The organism is Pseudonocardia sp. NPDC049635 (genome assembly GCF_040659795.1).
Classification (GTDB): Bacteria; Actinomycetota; Actinomycetes; order Mycobacteriales; family Pseudonocardiaceae; genus Pseudonocardia.
In genome coordinates, this window is record NZ_JBFAON010000001.1 from 362,547 (window position 1) to 381,127 (window position 18,581).

Sequence of the window (18,581 nt, forward strand, 5' to 3'; positions counted from 1 at the left end):
TGGAGGCAACCGGTCACCGGCGGTGGCCGCTGACCCTGGCCGACCGCAACCGGTTCAGCGCCGCCGCGACCTCGTGCCGGCGCGGCGCGGCGAAGTCGGCGAGCGAGCCGTGCGCGATCGCCGCGGCGCCGTCACGATCGAGGTCGTCGTCGAGCCGGTCCAGTGCCTCGGCGAGGGTGACTCCGTCGAGCTCCAGGTGCGCCATGGCGAGGCCCACCCCGGTCGTCTGCGACGGATCGGCCAGCTGGGACACCGCGGACAGGTCGATGTCCTCGCCGCCGAAGGTGAGCCGGCCCCGGCCGCGGGCGGTGATCCTGCGGCGCCCGCGGACCTGCGGGTCGACGCTCGCCGGGTCGAAGACCCGGTGCCCGAAGGCGGGGAACCCGGCGTCGGCGTCCTCCGGCGCCCTCCCGGCGATCTCGCGGGCCCGGCCGGTGATCTCGCTGACCCGGTAGTCCTGCAGCAGGATGACGGTGTCCGCCCGGTCCAGGTAGTCTCCCGAACCGCCCATCACCAGCACCGTGGAGACCCCGTGGTCGCGGTGCAGCGGGCGGACCCGGTCGACGAAGGGCACCAGCGGTTCCGCCGAGATGAGCTCGCGCATCCGGGCGTCCCGGATCATCACGTTGGTCGCCGAGGTGTCCTCGTCGACCAGCAGCGTGTCGGCACCGGCCTCGAGGGCCTCGATCGTCGATGCCGCCTGCGAGGTCGAGCCGGACGCCGACAGCGTCGAGAAGTCCTCGGTCGGACGCCCCGAGGGCAGGTCCGTCACGAACGCACGGACGTCCACCCGCTGCACCGACCGCTCGTCCTCGGCCCGCACCGAGACGGTGTCCGCGCGGGCCACGACGAGTTCCCGGCCGTCGCCGGGTACGTGGTCGTACACCCCGGTCTCCAGGGCCCGCAGGAGCGTGGACTTGCCGTGGTACCCGCCGCCGACGACCAGTGTGACGCCCTCGGGGACGCCCATCCCGGTCACCGGGCCCCGGTTCGGGGTGTCGAGGGTGACCCGCAGCGACTCCGGTGCCCGGAACGGCACGGCGTCACGCAGCGGCCGGTCGTCGATGCCGGACGCGCGCGGCAGCACCGCGCCGTCGGCGACGAAACCGACCAGACCGTTGTCCCGCAGCGCCGCTCGCAGCGCTCCGGCGTCCTCGATCGTCTCGACGAACTCCACTACCCGGTCGCGGTCGGCGTTTCCCCAGGTCAACGTGCCGTGGACGGCTGCGGGGAGGTCCTCGGTGAGAATGCGGGCGGCGGCGTGGCCGGCGATGCGGCGGCCACGCCCCGGCAGCGGCACCCCGAGCTCCACGACGACGTCGCCGGAGTCCCGGTCGATCCGCACGGCGCTGCGTTCCAGCACCTCCTGGCCACCGGCGTCCACCGTCAGCGGGGTGTCGCGCAGGCCGGTGCGCAGCGCGCGGAGCAGGAACCCGCCGAGCGCCCTGGCCCGCACCGGGGTCCGGTACAGCTGCTCGGGCAGGCCGGCGGTCGCCGCGGGAACGGTGATCCGCAGCCGGGACGGCGGCGCGAACGGGTCGGCCTGGACCTTGCGGACCGCCAGCTCGAATCCGTCCATCGTCCAGCGCCCCGTCAGGCCCTTGTAGGCGCCGTAGCCCGAGCCGTCCATGTCGTGCAGCCGCGCGGCGAGTTCGCGGCCGTCGCCCTGCACGCCGGAGCGCGACGGACCGCCCGTGCGGCGATCGGGGCGGGTTCGGTGCGTGCGGGTCATGCGTTCCTCTCCGGGCGGGTCCGGGTCCCACCGTAGGTACCCGCCGGCAGCGATCTCACCCGTCGCGTGGCCGGCCCGCCGTTCGCCGCCGGCCGGGCCGTCGATCCGGGCAACGCTCCGATCGTTCGGGGGCGCCGGGGTTCACCCGCGTGATTCGCCCTCGGGCCCCGGTCGGTAGCCTGACCCGTCGTGTTGTCGCGTATGTCCGGAGTTCACCTCGCGCGTGGCGCGGCGATCGGGGTCGTCGAGACGATCCCCGGCGTCAGCGGTGGGACGATGGCCCTGGTCGTCGGGATCTACGAGCGGCTGATCGCCCAGGCCGGTCACCTGGTGGGCGCGGTCCGTGCGCTGCTCCCGGGCGGTGCGGGCGGTGACACCCGCCCCCGCGAGCAGCTGCGCCGACTGGACTGGGGCCTGCTGGTGCCGGTCGCGGCCGGGATGGTCCTGGCCGTCGTGCTGGCCTCCCGGGTGCTGCCCGACCTCATCGAGGCGCATCCGGTCGGCGCCCGGGCGGTGTTCTTCGGCATGGTCGCCGCCTCGGTCGCGGTCCCGCTGCGGATCACCGGGACGCTACGCGGGTGGCGCGAGTGGGGGCTCGCCGTCGTCGCGTTCGGGGTGACCTACCTGGTCAGCGGCCTGCCACCGGCCGCAGGTGACGGCAGGCCACCCTACGTCCTGATCGGGCTCGCCGCCGCGATCGCGATCTGCGCGCTGGTGCTGCCCGGTTTCTCCGGTTCGTTCCTGCTGCTGGTGTTCGGCCTGTACGAGCCGACCCTGCGCGCGGTCGCCGAGTTCGACATCGCCTACATCGCGGTGTTCGCGCTCGGTGCGATCATCGGGCTGGGTACCTTCGTCACGCTGCTGCAATGGCTGCTGGAACACCACCGCCGCACCCTGATGGTGATCATGGTGGGCGTGCTGCTGGGTGCGCTGCGGGCGCTCTGGCCCTGGCAGGACGACGCCCGCGGGCTGCTCGCCCCGGATCCGGGCTGGGTCGCCATGCTGGTCCCCGCTCTGCTCGGCGCTGCACTCGTGATCGGCATCATGGCCCTGGAGCGCCGGGTCGAGCCGCGCACCGAGACAGGCACCGGGACCGCCCCCGAACCGGCCGCCCTCGCGCCATCGGCCGACGAGGAGACCCGGATCCTGCCCCCGGTCCGCCCGGCCGAGACCCCCGAGGGGAACGACGCCGACGTGACCCGCCCGCTCCCCCGGATCGACCGGCGGGACGGCCCGGGCCGCCCGTGACCTGAAACCGGGCTCACCGCCTGGACCGGGGCCCCGCCCGCCCGAGGGCGGGCGGGACCGACCCGGCCGGGCGGTCAGGCGAACGCCTCCGGCGGCGGGCAGGAGCAGACCAGGTTCCGGTCGCCGTGGGCGCCGTCGATCCGGCGCACCGGCGGCCACACCTTGCGGTCGTGCACGCCCGGCACCGCGCCGGTCGGGTAGGCGGCCAGCTCCCGCGGGTAGGGGTGGTCCCACTTGTCGTCGGCCAGGCAGGCCGCGGTGTGCGGCGCGTTGCGCAGCGGGTTGTCGTCGGCAGGCCACTCCCCCGCGGCGACCCGGTCGATCTCGCCCCGGATGGAGATCATCGCGGTGACGAACCGCTCGATCTCGGGCAGGTCCTCGGACTCGGTCGGCTCGACCATCAGGGTGCCCGCCACCGGGAACGACATGGTCGGGGCGTGGATACCGTGGTCGATCAGCCGCTTGGCGACGTCGTCGACCGTGACGCCGGTGTCCTTGGTGATCGCCCGCAGGTCGAGGATGCACTCGTGTGCGACGGAGCCGTCGGTGCCCGAGTACAGCACCGGGTAGTGCTCCTGCAGCCGCCGGGCGACGTAGTTCGCGGCGGCGACGGCGGTGAGGGTGGCCCGGCGCAACCCGTCCAGCCCCATCATCCGCAGGTAGGCCCAGGAGATCGGCAGCACGCCGGGTGAACCGTGCGAGGCCGCGGACACCGGGCCGACCTCGCCGCGTCCGGGCAGGAACGGTACGAGGTGCTCGGCCACCGCTACCGGCCCGACGCCCGGCCCCCCGCCGCCGTGCGGGATGCAGAACGTCTTGTGCAGGTTCAGGTGCGAGACGTCGCCGCCGAACGCACCGGGCCGGGCCACCCCGACCAGTGCGTTCAGGTTCGCACCGTCGACGTAGACCTGGCCACCGGCCTCGTGCACCGCAGCGCACACGTCGCGGACCTGCGCCTCGTAGACGCCGTGCGTGGACGGGTAGGTGATCATCAGGGCGGACAGCCGCGGACCGTGCTCGGTGATCTTGGCCCGCAGGTCGTCGAGATCGACGTTGCCCCGGGCGTCGGTGCCGACCACGACGACCCGCATCCCGGCCATGACCGCCGAGGCCGCGTTGGTGCCGTGCGCGGACGCCGGGATCAGGCAGACGTCGCGCTCGGACTCGCCGCGGCTGCGGTGGTAGGCCGCGATCGCCAGCAGCCCCGCGAACTCGCCCTGGCTGCCGGCGTTCGGCTGCAGCGAGACGGCGGCGTAGCCGGTGAGGTCGGCCAGCCACGTCTCCAGCTGGGTGATCATCTCCCGGGAGCCCGCGGTGTCCGACTCCGGCGCGAACGGGTGCAGGTCGCTGAACTTCGGCCAGGTCACCGCCTCCATCTCGGCGGCGGCATTGAGCTTCATCGTGCACGACCCGAGGGGGATCATCGTGCGGTCCAGCGCCAGGTCGGCGTCGGCGAGCCGGCGCAGCCAGCGCATCAGCGCGGTTTCGGAACGGTGCTCGTGGAACGTCGGGTGGGTCAGGTACTCGCTGGTCCGCAGCAGTGCCCCGGGCAGCGCGTCCCCGGTGGCCGCGTCGAGCGCCTCGACGTCCGGCTCGGCGACCCCGAACGCCCGCCAGACGGTGCGCAGGTGGGCGACGGTGGTGATCTCCGAGGTGGAGAGGCCGACCTCGTCACCGGAGATGCGGCGCAGCGCGATCCCGGCGTCGTGCGCGGCCTGGACGACGGCGTCCGCCCGGCCGGGCACCTGCGCGACGACTGTGTCGAAGAACGCGTCGTGCCCGATCCCGATGCCGCCGCCGCGCAGACCGGCCGCCAGCACGGCGGCCATCCGGTGCGTGCGCCGGGCGATGTCCCGCAGGCCGTCCGGCCCGTGGTAGACGGCGTAGCAGGCCGCCATCACGGCGAGCAGCACCTGTGCCGTGCAGATGTTCGAGGTCGCCTTCTCCCGGCGGATGTGCTGCTCGCGGGTCTGCAGCGCCAGCCGCAGCGCGTAGCTGCCGTCGGCGTCGCGGGAGACCCCGACGAGCCGGCCGGGGAGCTGCCGGGCGTGCCGTTGCCCGACCGAGAGGAACGCGGCGTGCGGGCCGCCGAACCCGAGCGGGACACCGAACCGCTGGGTGGAACCGACCACGGCGTCCGCACCCAGCTCACCCGGCGGGGTGAGGAGGGTCAGCGCCAGCAGGTCCGCGGCGACGGCGACCAGCGCACCCCGCTCGTGGGCCTGCGCGATCAACGCCGACGGGTCGGCGATCCGCCCGGAGGCGCCCGGGTAGCTCAGCAGGACACCGAACATGTCGCCCGCGGGCAGCGTGCCGCCGGACAGGTCGGCGATCTCCAGCTCGATGCCCAGCGGCTCGGCCCGGGTGCGCAGCACGGCCACCGTCTGCGGCAACGTGTCGGCGTCGACCACGAATCGGGCCGATCGCGCGCGTCCGGCGCGTCGCAGCAGCGTCATCGCCTCGGCGGCCGCGGTGGCCTCGTCCAGCAATGAGGCCCCGGCGACCGGGAGCCCGGTCAGGTCCGACACCATCGTCTGGAACGCCAGCAGCGCCTCCAGCCTGCCCTGGCTGATCTCCGGCTGGTACGGCGTGTAGGCGGTGTACCAGGCCGGGTTCTCCAGCACGTTGCGCCGGATCACCGACGGGGTCCGGGTGCCGTGGTAGCCGAGCCCGATCATCGGGACGTTCACGGTGTTGCGGTCGGCCAACGCCTGCAGCTCGTCGAGCATCTGGGCCTCACCGACCGGTTCCGGCAGCGAACCGCCGACCGGTTCGGGATCACGGATGGCACCGGGCAGTGCCCGCTCGGCCAGCGCGTCGAGCGAGTCGACACCGAGCTCGTCGAGCATCCGGTCGAGCTCGGCGGGGCGTGGCCCGACGTGCCGGTCGGCGAACGGCAGCCCCCGCTCCAGCTCGGCGAGGGTGGGGCGGTCCTGCTGCGGGGTCGGGCTCACGGCGCCTCCGAAGGTGACGGCTCGGGCGGGGCAGGGCTGTCTCGCCCCTCCCCCTCTGTCCGTACCCGCGATCCGGGCGCCTGAGAGATTCACCCGAGGCTTCGGGCTTTCCCCGTCGGCGGACGGGCTCCCCGTGGTGGCCCGTCGCTTTCCAGAGGCGTCTCGCCCGTGCGGTCCTGGTGCCTGAGAGGTTCCGGGAAGGGATTTGCTCCTTCGGCGCCCGGTCGTGCTGCCCCGGGTCTCTCCCGCTCGGTGTCAACGACTACCGGAGTGAGGATAACCGGTCCGGTCAGTATTTCCACGGCACCGGGTCCGGTTCGCCCGGGCCACGCTGGCGGCATGTCGAACAGCAGCGCCCCGAACCCCGTCCCCGCGACCACCGCCGCCTTCCACCTGCAGGCGATCCTGTCCTTCGGCGTCTCGCTGGCCGCGGTCGTCGTCGGAACCTTCTACCTGCCGGTCGACGGCTGGGTGAAGGCGTTCCTGGCGATCGCGGTGCTCTACGCCGTCACCTCGGCGTTCACGCTGGCCAAGTGCGTCCGCGACAAGCAGGAGAGCCTGACCGTCGTGAACCGGGTCGACCAGGCTCGGCTGGAGAAGCTGCTGGCCGAGCACGACCCGTTCCGCGCGGTCGCGTGAGCCGGGCAGCTCAGGAGATCGCGCGCCGGGAGCGACGCCGGGCCAGCTCGTCCTCCGGGGAGTCGTCGACGGTGCCACCGTCGGCGCGCTCCACCGGGAAGTCCTTGATCACACCGCTGATCTCGCGCATCGCACCCGAGACCGCGATGCCGAAGACACCCTGACCACCCTGCAACAGGTCGACCACCTCCTCCGGGGAGGTGCACTCGTAGACGGTGGTGCCGTCGGAGAACAGGGTGATCCCGGCGAGATCCCGGATCCCGCGCCGGCGCAGGTGCTCGACCGCGATCCGGATGTTCTGCAGCGAGACCCCGGCGTCGAGCAGCCGCTTCACGATCTTCAGGACCAGAACGTCCTTGAACGAGTAGAGCCGCTGGCTCCCGGAGCCTGCCGCCCCCCGTATCGACGGCACGACCAGACCGGTCCGCGCCCAGTAGTCGAGCTGCCGGTAGGTGATACCGACGACCTGGCATGCGGTCGGGCCGCGGAAGCCGACGAGGCGGTCGGACACCCCGTCCAGCCCCTCACCGACGAGCGGGTCCGGAAACAGCTCTGCCTGCCCCGGCCCCTCGGGTGGTGGCGTCTGCACCGCGTGGTCTCCCTCGGTCGGCCGCACCGTGGCCATCCCGCCTTCCCATCACTCTGCGTGAAGACGAGTTGCACGGATGTCATCAACGCTGATGACGGTAGGCCCGGCGACCGTAGTGGTCAACGCGGCTCGCCGACACGGCCGTACCGCACAACGCCAGGTGACACGGCACGGGCGGGCCGGCCACGCCGAGCGGCGTCCGACGTCGCCGAACGGTCCCCGGCCGCCCGATCGGGCGTCACCCGGGCTGGGCGCCGCGGAAATCCTCCGGTGACACCGAGTCGAGGAACTCGCGGAACTTCTCGACCTCGTCCTCCTGCTCGTCGGGGATGACGAGCCCGGCCTCGGCGAGCACGCTCTCGTCGGCGTGCACCGGGACACCGGTCCGCAGTGCCAGTGCGATCGAGTCGCTCGGCCGCGCGGACACGGTGACGCCGCCGTCGAAGATCAGCTCCGCGTAGAAGGTGCCCTCCTGCAGGTCGGTCACCCGGACCTGTTCGAGGCGCCGGCCCAGCGCTCCGATCACGTCCTTCAACAGATCGTGGGTCAGCGGCCGGGCCGGCTTGACCCCCTGCTGCTCGAGGGCGATGGCCGTCGCCTCGACCGATCCGATCCAGATCGGGAGGTAGCGGTCACCGTTGGTCTCCCGCAGCAACAGGATCGGCTGGTTCGCCGGGAGTTCGACCCTGACGCCCACGACGCGCATCTCGCTCATCAGCCCGCCTCCCCGGCCCTGTCGGGCCGCTCGGCCGCCCCGGGTGGACCCGCCACCCCGACCGGCCTGATCGCCTTGCTCGCCCTGATCCGTGCCCTGGGAGCTGTGGTCGCTCGTACCGCCGCCACCGACACGTTCCGACGCTACACGGGCGGGGCCCCCGACGCGCGCCTCCGGACGGGGTGTGACAGCGTCCTTTCGACGATCGTCACACATCGGTCCTCGCGCGGAGTGCCGGACGGGCCGCCCCGGGTGGAATCAGCCCCGGGGGTCGCCGTCGCGAGGGCCGGTCAGGAAGACCAGGCGGAACTTGCCGATCTGGACCTCGTCGCCGTTCGCGAGCACCGCCGTGTCGACCGGTTCGCGGTTGACGTAGGTACCGTTGAGACTGCCGACGTCCACCACGACGAACTCGCCCGCGTCCCGGCGGAACTCGGCGTGCCGGCGGGAGACCGTGACGTCGTCGAGGAAGATGTCGCTGTCGGGGTGCCGGCCCGCACTGGTGGTCGGCACGTCGAGCAGGAAGCGCGAGCCGGCGTTCGGACCGCGCCGGACGACCAGCAGGGCCGACCCGGCAGGTAACCCGTCGACACCGGAGACGGACGGCTCGGCGGTCGGCTGCTCCACGTCGGCGAGGAAGTCCGCCCGGAAGACCGATGTGGTCTCCGGTGCGCGCTCCGGCGGCACGTCGCGCGGGTCGTTCGTGGTCACCTCGGGGTCTCCTCCTCCGGAAGCGGGGTCCCGGACGCGGTCCGGGTGATGCTGGTGGGTCGCCCCGTACTCGGCGCGGCCCGGGCCTGCTGCGGCATCGGCGTATCAGTGTCGGGTGTCGGCGTGTCGAGTGTCGGCTGCCGACCCGTCCGGGTCGACCTGTCAGGGTCGACCCGTCAGGGGAACCGAACCTACCCGCCCGGGTGTCACCGCGATACGCCAGGCCGCGGCGGGCCGGTGGCCCGTGCGTCGGACGGTCGCCGGGCCGGTCAGGAACCGTCGGCGAGCTGGCGGTAGGCCTCGGCGTCGAGCGGGCCGGCCGGCGTGGCACCGTCGGCGAGCCGCAGCTCGACGATCCAGCCCTCCCCGTACGGCGACGAGTTGATCAGCTCCGGGCCGGCGTCCAGCGCCTCGTTCACGGCCACCACCTCGCCCGCGACCGGGGCGTAGATGTCCGAGACCGACTTGGTCGACTCGACCTCGCCCATCGCGTCCCCCGCGGACAGGGTGTCGCCGACGGTCGGTAGCTGGACGAACACGACATCACCCAGCTGCGACTGGGCATGGTCGGTGATGCCGACCCGGACCACGCCGTTCCCGGTGTCGCGCACCCACTCATGGGCCTCGGTGTAGGTCAGGTCCGAGGGAATCTCCGAACTCACGTGACGAGCCTAGCCCCCGCCGTCCGGGTGATCGAAACGGGTCGCCGGGGCCGGGAGCGGGCGGCGGACCGCGAGCACGAACTGCGCCAGGTACAGCAGGCCGGACCACATGTAGAGGGCCACGCCCCAGATAGCGAACGCGTGCGCGATCACCCGGACCACGGCCTCCGCGGTGGACGGGCCGTCGCCGAGCAGGAGCAGCGGGAAGGCGTAGAGCAGCACGAACGTCGCGGCCTTGCCGAGGTAGACGACCTCGAACGGGCCGTATCCCCGACGACGCAGCACGAGCACGCACACGGCCAGCACCAGGTCCCTGGCCACCAGAACCGCCACCGCCCACCACGGCACGATGTCGCGGATCGCGAGACCGACCAGCGCAGCCAGGATGTAGAGCCGGTCGACGGCCGGGTCGAGCATCGCGCCGAACCGGCTGTACTGGTCCAGGATCCGGGCCAGCTTGCCGTCCAGCCAGTCGGTGAAACCACCGATCGCCAGCACGGCGACGGCCCAGCCGTCGGCCTCGGGGCCCAGCATCAGCCACAGGAACAGCGGGACGCCGGCCAGCCGCAGCATGCTCAGCGCATTCGGCACCGTCCAGAGCCGGTCGTCGCCGGTGGGCGGACCGGCGACCTCGTGCACGGAGTCCCGGACCGTGTCGCGCACGGTGTCCCGCACCGCGTCCCGGGCCTCGCGGGCGCCGCGTCGGACCGCCGCGGCCCTGCCCGTCTCCGATTCCCCGCCCACGCCCGCAGCCTAAACGGCTCCGGGGCTGTGCAGGCCGGGCGCGCGGGGCGAGGATGGTGCGGTGACCGACACCGATACCGACACCGGCACCGATACCGACACCGTGCCCGCCCGCGGCGTGACGCTGAAGGACATCCAGGCCCCCCTCAAGCAGCAGTACCGCGACGACCCCGGGTCGGCCGTGGTCACACTGTCCGCGGACGGTGAGCTCGGCGCCGGGGTCGCCTGCAAGGTGAGCACCGGCCAGGCGCTCGCCGAGGCAGGTCTGCACCCGGCGACCGGCGGCGACGGGACCCAGCTGTGTTCGGGCGACATGCTGCTCGAGGCACTGGTCGCCTGCGCCGGGGTGACCCTGCGGGCCGTGGCGACCGCGATGGAGCTCGACGTGCGGGGCGGCCTGCGCGCGGAGGGCGATCTGGACTTCCGCGGCACCCTCGGCGTCGCCAAGGACGCACCGGTCGGCTTCCGCGACATCCGGCTGATCCTGAACGTCGAGGTCCGTTCCGGCGACGCACCCTCCGACCCGGACACGGTCGCGACCCTGGTGAAGCTGACCGAGCGGTACTGCGTCGTCCTGCAGACGATCAAGGGCAGCGCGACGACCTCGGTCGAGATCGCCGCATCCTGAACGTCGGCCTGGTCCGTCCGGGGGTGGCCGGGCTGCGCCGAACGGCCCGGATGCGCGCCCGCCACCTGCGGTCCGCCGCCGGTGGCTGCCCGCTCGCCGCGCCTCGCCGTCGATTCGGCGCCCGGCGCGTTCCGAGGTCTCCGGCGCTCTCCGGGGCTCTCCGTACGGTGACCTCGTCCTCGCAGGCGTGACAGAGCGTGCCGTCGAGCGCCGACGGACCCGCCCCGGTAGGTGAGACGTGATCAAGCTCGCGGACGACGTGTCGTCCGGCGATCACGTCTGCGCGATCCCGGACAGCGTCGAGCACCTCGGGGAGATCTCGTCCGGGTTCGTGGTGCACGGTCTGGCTCGCGGCGAGAAGATCTTCTTCTTCGACGACGACGGCGCGGCGGACGGGTTGCTGCGCCGGATGGCTGAGGACGGCCACGATCCCGAGGAACCGCTGCGTGTCGGGCAGCTGGAGATCGTGCCGGAGGAGGGCACCCGGCTGACCTTCCGCACCCCGCTCGCCGACATTCACGCCGGCATCACCGGTGAGGTGCTCAGGGCGCTGGACGAGGGCTGGGCCGGGGCCCGGATCACCGGGCAGGTGCACGCGGCTCTCGATCCGGGCGCGTCCGGCACGCTCCCCGAGTACGACGGTTTGCTCGCCCGGTTGGTCCGGGAGAACCCGGACACCCTCACCGCGCTCTGCACGTTCGACCACGTCCACTTCCCCGACGAGTCGATCGACATCATGCGCGCGCTGCACCGGGACCATCTTGCGGCGACCGGCGCCTACGACGACGGGCTGCTGCGGATCGTCCGGCTCGGGATCGGGCACGCCCGGTTGGCCGGCGAGATCGACCACAGCAACCGGCCGAAGATCACCACGCTGCTGCACCAGGCCCTCGACGCGACGCTGCGCTCGGCCGACGCACCGACCGACATCGGGCTCGACATGGCGTCGGTCCGGTTCGTCGACGTCGCGTCGGCGGTGGCGCTGGTGCACGCGGCGGAGAGCTTCCCGTCGACCCACCGGCTGGTGCTGCACCGGGTGCGGCCCCGGGTGCAGCGGATCCTGGACCGGTGCGGCGCCGCGTTCTCCCCCCAGCTCGCGTTCGACGACGAGCCGCCCCGCACCGTCCCGCCCTCGAAGTCCGCCCGGTGAATCGCTGATGCAGGTCAACGCGGCCCCCCGCCCTCCCGGGTTCGCCCACGCGCTGGTGCACGCCGACGACACCGCGGAGCTCGTCCGGCGGGTCGCGCCGGTGGCGGCGGCCGCGGACCGCGACACCGGTGCCCAGATCGCGCTCGCCGTCTCCCCCGAGGCCGAACGCGCGCTGCGCGAGGAGCTCGCGGACTGCACGGGCGGTGTCGGCAGGCTGACCACGCTCACCCGGTCGGCCCGCGAGTCCGGCCAGACGGTGGCCGCCTGGCGGGCCAGGGAGCTGCGGGCGCTGTCCTCGTCGGGCCGGCCGGTGTTCGTCGTCGCGCAGCACGATCCGGATCTCGACGGGATCGACGGGGGGTTCTGGATCGAGCTGGAGGCCGCCCTCAACATCTCGTTGGACGGGCTCGCGGTCACCCAGCTGTGCGTCTACCCGCGGATCCCCCTGTACGGCGCCGTCGGCGACGCCGCACTGGCCAACCACCCGTTGCTGCTGCACGCCGAGCAGTTCGCCGCGAACCCGGCGTTCCGCTCCCCGGCCGAGGTGCTCGCCGCGCTGCCCTTCGCTCCGCCGCATCTGCTCGGGCCACCGGACATCCAGCTGCAGTACAACACTTTCGAGCTGTCCCGCGTGCGGGACGCCGTCGAGGCGGCCGCCCGCGCCTGCCGGTTCGACCAGGTCCGCGGCGAGGACATGGTGCAGGCGGTCAACGAGGTGGCGACGAACGCGGTCGAGCACGGTTCCCCGGAGGCGGGGCTCTCGATCTGGACCCGCCCGGGTGAGCTGGTGTGCGAGGTGCACGACACGGGGTCGCTCCCCCTCTCCCTCATCGGGTTGACACCACCGCACCCGTCGCGCCCCCGGGGGCGCGGCACCTGGATCGCCCGCCAGCTGTGCGACAGCCTGCACGTGTGGCGGGCCGACGACGGCACCCGGGTCCGGTTGCTCGTCCGGGCCTGACCGGGCGCCGGTGCGCCTCGTTCGGCGGTGCGCCCACCCGCCGCAGGGGTGAATCCTTACCCGGATCTCACGCGCCGGGCCCGGCTCCGCTATCCTCGGCGACCGAGCACACCGCACGGAGACGCCGCCCGCCGTCCGTGCGGTGCGGTCTCGTCGCGCCCTCTCCGCGCCCCGGTCTTCCGCCCGGGTGGCGCGCCCCGGCCCGGCGCACGGCCGCCTGCGGGCCGCACGTCACGAACGATCCGGGGAACCGTATGTCCGACGATCACTGTCGATCCTGTGAGTGCGAGACGACACCAGCACTCGCCGGGTCCGCTGACCACGCACCGTCCACCAGCAGCATCGACAGCACGGGTAGCACCGGGAGCAGCGCACCGCAGGTGCGTGTCCTGGGCGCGTTCGGCCTGCGCGTCGGCGACCACCCGGTCCCGCTGCCGGTCGACTCGCGCAGGCTCATCGCCTACCTGGCCGTGCATCCGCGGCCCCAGCCCACCGCCGCGCTCGCCGCCGACCTGTGGGCCGGTGTCGGCCCGGCGGCCGCGGCCCGGCTGCTCGACGAGGCCGTGACGGGTGTGGACCTGCCCGAGCTGCTGGCCGCCGACGACCGTGGCCGGCTGCATCTCGCCGATGACGTGCGGGTCGATCTCGCCGAGGCGCTGCTGCTCGTGCGCGGGCTGTCCTCGGCCGGCCTGCTGCGCACGGTGCGGGAGATCGGCTGCCCGCAGACCGACCTGCTCGAGTCCGACATCCTGCCGTCGTGGACCGCGCCGTGGATCGCGGTCGAGCGCGAGCGCTTCCGCCAGCTCCGGCTCTCCGCGCTGGAGGGACTGGCCGGCACCCTCACCGCCGCCGACCGGCACGACGACGCGGTCGCGGTGGCCCGCCGCGCGGTGGCCACCGCTCCCAGCCGCGAGCGTTCCCGGCGCGCGCTGGTCGAGGCGCTGCTGGCCGGCGGTCATGTCGCCGACGCGCTCGCCGAGTACGAGAAGTTCCAGCAGCTGCTCCGCAACAGCGTCGGCGCCACCCCGGACTCGGAGCTGGACCGGCTGCTGGCCCCGCTCGACTCCGGCTGGCCGCTCGGGCCGGGCCTGCACCGCCCGGTGCAGCGCTGGGGTGTCGGGATGCCCGGTTCCCATCGCCCGTCGCAGCGTGGGCGGCGCCTGGCCGCGGGGAGCCCGGCCAGCGGACGCTGACCGGGCCCGCCCGGCTCAGTGGAACCGGGGGCGCCGCTTCTCGGCGAACGCGGTGAGCCCCTCGGCGCCCTCGGGCCCGGCCGCGCAGGTCGCGATCGAGTCCGCCTCGGCCTCCAGCTGCTCGTCCAGGCTCGACTCCCAGCTGCGGGCGAGCAGGCCGCGGATCCGGCCGAGCGCCGCGGTCGGTCCCTGCGCCAGCCGGTGCGCGAGCGCCGCGGCCTCGTCGGCCACCGCGTCGTCGTCGACCACCGAGGCGAGCACGCCGAGCTCGGCCAGCGTGTCGGCGTCCAGCACCTCGTCGGTGAGCAGGATCCGGCGGGCCCGCGCCGACCCGACCAGGCGTGGCAGGGTCCAGCTCATCCCGCCGTCCGGGGAGAACCCGATCGCCGGATAGGCCGGGCGCAGCCGGGTGGACCGGCCGCCCACTGCCAGGTCGCAGGCCAGCACGAGGCTCATCCCGGCCCCGGCGGCCCAGCCCGGCACCGCGGCGACCGTCGGGACCGGGGCGGCCACCAGCACGCGCAGCATGGCGTGGAAGGTGTCCGCCAGTTCGTGCACGTAGGTGTAGCGGTCCTGGGCGCCGGCGAACGCCCGCACGTCCCCGCCGGTGCAGAAGTTCTCACCGTCGCCGTGCAGCAGCACGGCACCGGCACCGTCGAGGACCCCGTCGGCCGGCTGCGCGAGCGCCGCGGTGACCTCCTGCATCGCAGCACCGTCCAGCGTGCCGTGCCTGCCCGTCGAGATCCGGCAGCGCAGCACCCGCCCGTCGCGTTCCAGCGCGGTCATGCCAGTGCCCGCAGCTTCGGCAGGACGTCCTCGGAGAACTGGGTGAGGAAGCGACGCTGGTCGTCGCCCGGCCCGTGCACGACGAGATGGTTCAGCCCGGCGTCGAGGTAGGGGCGGATCTGTTCCACCGCCTCGTCCGGGTCGGAGGCGACGATCCAGCGCCGGGTGATCTGCTCGATCGGCAGCTCGTCGGCGAGCCGCTCCATCTCCTGCGACGAGCCCACCGAGTGCTTCTGCTCCGCGGTCAACGACAGCGGTGCCCAGAACCGGCAGTTCTCCCGCGCGGCCTCCGGGTCCCGGTCGTAGCTGATCTTGATCTCGATCATCTTGTCGATGGCGGAGGCGTCGCGGTCCTCCTTGGCGGCACCCTCCTCGACGCCCGGGATCAACTTCTCGGTGTAGAGGTCCATGCCCTTGCCCGAGGTGCAGATGAAGCCGTCACCGTGGCGCCCCGCGTAGCGGGCGACCATCGGGCCGCCGGCGGCCACGTAGATCGGGACCGGCTGTTCGGGCCGGTCGTAGACGGTCGCGTCGACGAGCGTGTAGTACTCGCCCTCGAAGGACACGGTGTCCTCGGTCCACAGCGCGCGCATCGCCCGCACGGCCTCGCGCAGCCGCGCGAAGCGCTCCTTGAACTCCGGCCACTCACGGCCGGAGACGGCGATCTCGTTGAGCGCTTCACCGGTGCCGACACCTGCGATGATCCGACCGCCGGTGAGCAGCGACATCGTCGCGAACGTCTGGGCGAGCACCGCCGGGTTGTAGCGGAAGGTGGGCGTCAGCACCGAGGTGCCGATCTGGACCCGCTCGGTCCGCTCACCCACAGCTGCCATCCACGGCAACGCGGCCGGGGCGTGCCCGCCGGTGTGCCGCCAGGGCAGGAAGTGGTCGGACGCCCAGACGCTGTCCAGGCCGACCTGCTCGGCCAGCACCGCGTACTCGACGAGATCGCGCGGGCCGAACTGCTCGGCCGACGCCTTGTACCCGATCTTCAGATCCACAGGGTTTCCTTACCGCGTGCAGGGCGCGCACCGGTGTCGGCGCGCCGTGTCCTACCCGAGTGCCTACACCCCCGGCGCGGCGCGCGCAGCACCGATCCGGTCACGCCGGGCGCTCCGCCCACCGGAACCGGGCGGGACGGGCCCCCTACGATCGGAGGCGTGGTCGACCCTGCCGCGCCGGACGAGATCCCGCTGCCGCCAGAGCCGGACGACGGGTACGGCTGGGAGCCCCCGCCCGAGGACCCCGACGGGCCGGACGAGCCCGTCGGGACCCCGGTGCGCAGCTCCGACCCGCACGAGGTGCTGCGCCGGGTCTTCGGCTACGACGCGTTCCGCGGCGATCAGCAGGAGATCGTCTCGCACGTCGTCGCCGGTGGCGACGCGCTGGTGCTCATGCCGACCGGTGGCGGGAAGTCCCTCTGCTACCAGGTGCCTGCGCTGGTCCGGCCCGGCACCGGCGTCGTCGTGTCGCCGCTGATCGCGCTGATGCAGGACCAGGTCGACGCGCTGCAGGCGCTCGGTGTCCGGGCCGGGTTCCTGAACTCGACCCAGGACGCCGACGAGCGCAGGCTCACCGAGCAGGCGTTCCTGGCGGGCGAGCTGGATCTGCTCTACCTGGCGCCGGAGCGGCTTCGGGTGGAGTCGACCGTCCGGCTGCTCGACCGTGGCCGGATCGCGCTGTTCGCGATCGACGAGGCGCACTGCGTCGCACAGTGGGGCCACGACTTCCGGCCCGACTACCTGCTGCTCTCCGAGCTGCATGGTCGCTGGCCGGACGTGCCGCGGATCGCACTCACCGCGACCGCCACCGAGGCGACCCGGACCGAGATCGCGCAGCGGTTGCAGCTCACCGGGGCACGGCACTTCGTGGCGAGCTTCGACCGGCCGAACATCCAGTACCGGATCGTCCCGAAGAACGAACCGCGCCGTCAGCTGCTCGACCTGTTGCGCTCCGAGCACGACGGGGACTCCGGGATCGTCTACTGCCTGTCCCGCAAGTCGGTCGAGAACACCGCCGAGTTCCTGTCCGGCCAGGGCATCCGGGCCCTGCCCTACCACGCAGGGCTGGACGCGGCGGTGCGCCGGACGAACCAGTCCCGGTTCCTGCGCGAGGACGGCCTGGTGATGGTCGCGACGATCGCGTTCGGGATGGGCATCGACAAGCCCGACGTCCGGTTCGTCGCGCACCTCGACCTGCCGAAGTCGGTCGAGGGCTACTACCAGGAGACCGGCCGGGCCGGGCGGGACGGTCAGCCGTCGACGGCCTGGCTGGCCTACGGGCTGGCCGACGTCGTCCAGCAGCGGAAGATGATCGACGACTCGGAGGGCGACGCCGCACACCGGCGCCGCCTGGGCATGCACCTGGACGCGATGCTCGCGCTGTGCGAGACCACCGAGTGCCGGCGGGCGCAGCTGCTGCGCTACTTCGGCCAGGATCTCGACACCGGGGCCGGCACCGCATGCGGCAACTGCGACACCTGCCTGACCCCGGTGTCGTCCTGGGACGGGACGGTGGCCGCCCAGAAGGTGCTGTCCGCGGTCTGGCGGTTGAAGAACGAGCGCAGGCAGAGCTTCGGCGCGGTGCACGTGATCGACATCCTGCTCGGGCGGCGGACGGCGAAGGTCGAGCAGTTCTCGCACGACGAGCTGTCGGTGTTCGGGATCGGGACCGAGCTGAGCGAACCGCAGTGGCGCAGCGTCGTCCGCCAGCTGGTGGCGCGCAGGCTGCTGGCCGTCGGCGGGCCGCACTCCACGCTGGAGTTCACCGACGACTCCCCGGCCGTGATGCGGGGCGAGAAGCCGCTGCGGCTGCGGACGGAGCCCGAGCGGACCGCCCGGCCCCGCTCGCGCTCCGGATCCGGGTCCAGGACCGCCGTGGCGCTGTCCCCCGAGGCCGCGCCGGTGTTCGAGCGGTTGCGGAGCTGGCGGGCCGCCGCGGCCAAGGAACAGGGGGTACCCGCCTACGTGATCTTCCACGACGCGACGCTGCGCGAGATCGCCTCGCGGACCCCGGCCGACCGGGCGGCGCTGGGCACCATCGCCGGGATCGGCGAGGGCAAGCTGGCCCGCTACGGCGACCAGGTCCTCGACGTGGTGCGCGGTGACGGATGAGGCCGCTGGTCGGGATCACGAGCTACTCCGAGCGGGCGAGCTACTGGGTCGTCGAGGACGAGGAGACCGTGCTGGTCCCGCGCGGTTACCTGGACATGGTCTCCGCGGCCGGCGGCACACCGGTGCTGCTGCCGCCCACGGCGGACGCCGTCGACGCCGTCGCGGCCTGCGACGGTGTCCTGGTCAGCGGCGGACCAGACATCGGCGCCCGGCACCACGGCGCGACCCGCGGACCGCACGACGACGACCCGCGGGCCGAACGGGACACCGCCGAGCTGGCCACCGTGCGGCGGGCCCTGGAGCTCGGCATCCCGCTGCTCGGCGTGTGCCGCGGGCACCAGCTGCTCAACGTCGCGCTCGGCGGGACGCTGCACCGGCACCTGCCCGACGCGGTGGGTGAGGCCGTCGCGGCCGCGCACTCCGCCGGGCCGGGTGTGTACGCGCCCGTGCAGATCGTGACCGAACCCGGCTCCCGGATCGCGAACGTGCTCGGGACCGACCCGGTGACCGTGCGCTGCCACCACCACCAGGCTGTCGACCGGCTCGGCAGCGGCCTGCGGGTGACGGCGCGCTCCGGCGCCGTCGTCGAGGCGATCGAGACCGACGGGGCGGGGCCGTGGGTGCTCGGTGTGCAGTCCCACCCCGAGCGCAGCCCGGACGACCTGAGGGCGGCGCGGGCACTGGTCGCGGCGGCGTCGGCGCGTGCGGCGGCCCGGGTGCCGACGCGGGCGGCGGCTGACCTCGTTCGGTCCTAGC

Annotated in this window: 17 protein-coding genes and 1 riboswitch; of the genes, 8 read left to right on the plus strand and 9 right to left on the minus strand. The window is 73.5% G+C overall.

Annotation, left to right across the window (positions count from 1 at the left end):
- Positions 1 to 13 precede the first annotated feature (13 nt).
- Positions 14 to 1,732 (minus strand): ABC-ATPase domain-containing protein, encoded by a 1,719-nt coding sequence (locus tag AB0J24_RS01715; protein ID WP_358673812.1) that lies wholly within the window; start codon positions 1,730 to 1,732, stop codon positions 14 to 16.
- 189 nt (positions 1,733 to 1,921) lie between these two features.
- Between AB0J24_RS01715 and AB0J24_RS01720 the strand changes: the two genes are divergently transcribed.
- The gene (locus tag AB0J24_RS01720) at positions 1,922 to 2,980 is read left to right on the plus strand and encodes a DUF368 domain-containing protein (RefSeq protein ID WP_358673814.1); all 1,059 of its coding nucleotides are present in this window, start codon (positions 1,922 to 1,924) and stop codon (positions 2,978 to 2,980) included.
- Between the two features lie 74 nt (positions 2,981 to 3,054).
- On the opposite strand, the gene gcvP is transcribed toward AB0J24_RS01720, so the two are convergent.
- Positions 3,055 to 5,934 carry an aminomethyl-transferring glycine dehydrogenase gene (gcvP, locus tag AB0J24_RS01725; protein ID WP_358673816.1) on the minus strand — a complete coding sequence of 960 codons (2,880 nt, stop codon included), beginning with the start codon at positions 5,932 to 5,934 and terminating at the stop codon, positions 3,055 to 3,057.
- A gap of 161 nt (positions 5,935 to 6,095) precedes the next feature.
- Positions 6,096 to 6,192, minus strand: a riboswitch (glycine riboswitch).
- Between the two features lie 81 nt (positions 6,193 to 6,273).
- Here gcvP and AB0J24_RS01730 point away from each other — a divergent pair.
- On the plus strand, positions 6,274 to 6,573 hold the full coding sequence (locus AB0J24_RS01730; protein WP_358673818.1) for a YiaA/YiaB family inner membrane protein: 300 nt from the start codon (positions 6,274 to 6,276) through the stop codon (positions 6,571 to 6,573).
- Positions 6,574 to 6,583: 10 nt separating this feature from the next.
- Here the strand turns inward: AB0J24_RS01730 and AB0J24_RS01735 are convergent, their stop codons facing one another.
- The 5 genes from AB0J24_RS01735 to AB0J24_RS01755 all read right to left on the minus strand — a co-directional run bounded on the left by AB0J24_RS01735 (position 6,584) and on the right by AB0J24_RS01755 (position 9,889).
- Entirely contained in the window at positions 6,584 to 7,198 is a 615-nt protein-coding gene (locus AB0J24_RS01735; protein WP_358673820.1) for a MerR family transcriptional regulator, read from the minus strand.
- A gap of 202 nt (positions 7,199 to 7,400) precedes the next feature.
- Positions 7,401 to 7,877, minus strand: a complete 477-nt coding sequence (locus AB0J24_RS01740) for a bifunctional nuclease family protein (protein WP_010224693.1) — start codon at positions 7,875 to 7,877, stop codon at positions 7,401 to 7,403.
- A 258-nt stretch (positions 7,878 to 8,135) separates the two neighbouring features.
- Positions 8,136 to 8,588: a glycogen accumulation regulator GarA gene (garA, locus tag AB0J24_RS01745; protein WP_358673822.1), complete on the minus strand. Its 453-nt coding sequence runs from the start codon at positions 8,586 to 8,588 to the stop codon at positions 8,136 to 8,138.
- A gap of 269 nt (positions 8,589 to 8,857) precedes the next feature.
- On the minus strand, positions 8,858 to 9,250 hold the full coding sequence (gene gcvH, locus AB0J24_RS01750; RefSeq protein WP_358673824.1) for a glycine cleavage system protein GcvH: 393 nt from the start codon (positions 9,248 to 9,250) through the stop codon (positions 8,858 to 8,860).
- A gap of 9 nt (positions 9,251 to 9,259) precedes the next feature.
- A complete protein-coding gene (locus AB0J24_RS01755) occupies positions 9,260 to 9,889 on the minus strand; it encodes a CDP-alcohol phosphatidyltransferase family protein (protein WP_358674358.1) in 630 nt (209 codons plus the stop codon).
- Positions 9,890 to 10,112: 223 nt separating this feature from the next.
- Here AB0J24_RS01755 and AB0J24_RS01760 point away from each other — a divergent pair, with 223 nt between their 5' ends.
- The 4 genes from AB0J24_RS01760 to AB0J24_RS01775 all read left to right on the plus strand — a co-directional run bounded on the left by AB0J24_RS01760 (position 10,113) and on the right by AB0J24_RS01775 (position 13,926).
- A complete protein-coding gene (locus tag AB0J24_RS01760; protein WP_358674361.1) occupies positions 10,113 to 10,622 on the plus strand; it encodes an OsmC family protein in 510 nt (169 codons plus the stop codon).
- 238 nt (positions 10,623 to 10,860) lie between these two features.
- Positions 10,861 to 11,772 carry an MEDS domain-containing protein gene (locus tag AB0J24_RS01765; protein WP_358673826.1) on the plus strand — a complete coding sequence of 304 codons (912 nt, stop codon included), beginning with the start codon at positions 10,861 to 10,863 and terminating at the stop codon, positions 11,770 to 11,772.
- A gap of 7 nt (positions 11,773 to 11,779) precedes the next feature.
- Complete coding sequence (locus AB0J24_RS01770; protein WP_358673828.1) at positions 11,780 to 12,733, plus strand: ATP-binding protein; 954 nt, start codon at positions 11,780 to 11,782, stop codon at positions 12,731 to 12,733.
- A 380-nt stretch (positions 12,734 to 13,113) separates the two neighbouring features.
- Entirely contained in the window at positions 13,114 to 13,926 is an 813-nt protein-coding gene (locus AB0J24_RS01775; RefSeq protein ID WP_358673830.1) for a BTAD domain-containing putative transcriptional regulator, read from the plus strand.
- A gap of 15 nt (positions 13,927 to 13,941) precedes the next feature.
- On the opposite strand, the gene AB0J24_RS01780 is transcribed toward AB0J24_RS01775, so the two are convergent.
- A complete protein-coding gene (locus AB0J24_RS01780; protein WP_358673832.1) occupies positions 13,942 to 14,712 on the minus strand; it encodes an enoyl-CoA hydratase-related protein in 771 nt (256 codons plus the stop codon).
- Positions 14,709 to 15,713 (minus strand): glucose-6-phosphate dehydrogenase (coenzyme-F420), encoded by a 1,005-nt coding sequence (fgd, locus tag AB0J24_RS01785; RefSeq protein WP_358673834.1) that lies wholly within the window; start codon positions 15,711 to 15,713, stop codon positions 14,709 to 14,711. The genes AB0J24_RS01780 and fgd overlap by 4 nt, the downstream gene beginning before the upstream one ends.
- Positions 15,714 to 15,989: 276 nt before the next feature.
- On the opposite strand from fgd, the gene recQ reads away from it, so the two are divergent.
- Complete coding sequence (gene recQ / locus AB0J24_RS01790) at positions 15,990 to 17,825, plus strand: DNA helicase RecQ (protein WP_358674364.1); 1,836 nt, start codon at positions 15,990 to 15,992, stop codon at positions 17,823 to 17,825.
- Complete coding sequence (locus tag AB0J24_RS01795; RefSeq protein WP_358673836.1) at positions 17,822 to 18,580, plus strand: gamma-glutamyl-gamma-aminobutyrate hydrolase family protein; 759 nt, start codon at positions 17,822 to 17,824, stop codon at positions 18,578 to 18,580. The genes recQ and AB0J24_RS01795 overlap by 4 nt, the downstream gene beginning before the upstream one ends.
- Position 18,581 lies beyond the last annotated feature (1 nt).

Coding starts and splice junctions, on each gene's coding strand:
- AB0J24_RS01715 (WP_358673812.1), bottom strand. CDS start 1,732: ATGACCCGCACGCACCGAACCCGCCCCGATCGCCGCACGGGCGGTCCG.
- AB0J24_RS01730 (WP_358673818.1), top strand. CDS start 6,274: ATGTCGAACAGCAGCGCCCCGAACCCCGTCCCCGCGACCACCGCCGCC.
- AB0J24_RS01795 (WP_358673836.1), top strand. CDS start 17,822: ATGAGGCCGCTGGTCGGGATCACGAGCTACTCCGAGCGGGCGAGCTAC.
- AB0J24_RS01770 (WP_358673828.1), top strand. CDS start 11,780: ATGCAGGTCAACGCGGCCCCCCGCCCTCCCGGGTTCGCCCACGCGCTG.
- AB0J24_RS01740 (WP_010224693.1), bottom strand. CDS start 7,877: ATGAGCGAGATGCGCGTCGTGGGCGTCAGGGTCGAACTCCCGGCGAAC.
- AB0J24_RS01780 (WP_358673832.1), bottom strand. CDS start 14,712: ATGACCGCGCTGGAACGCGACGGGCGGGTGCTGCGCTGCCGGATCTCG.
- AB0J24_RS01735 (WP_358673820.1), bottom strand. CDS start 7,198: ATGGCCACGGTGCGGCCGACCGAGGGAGACCACGCGGTGCAGACGCCA.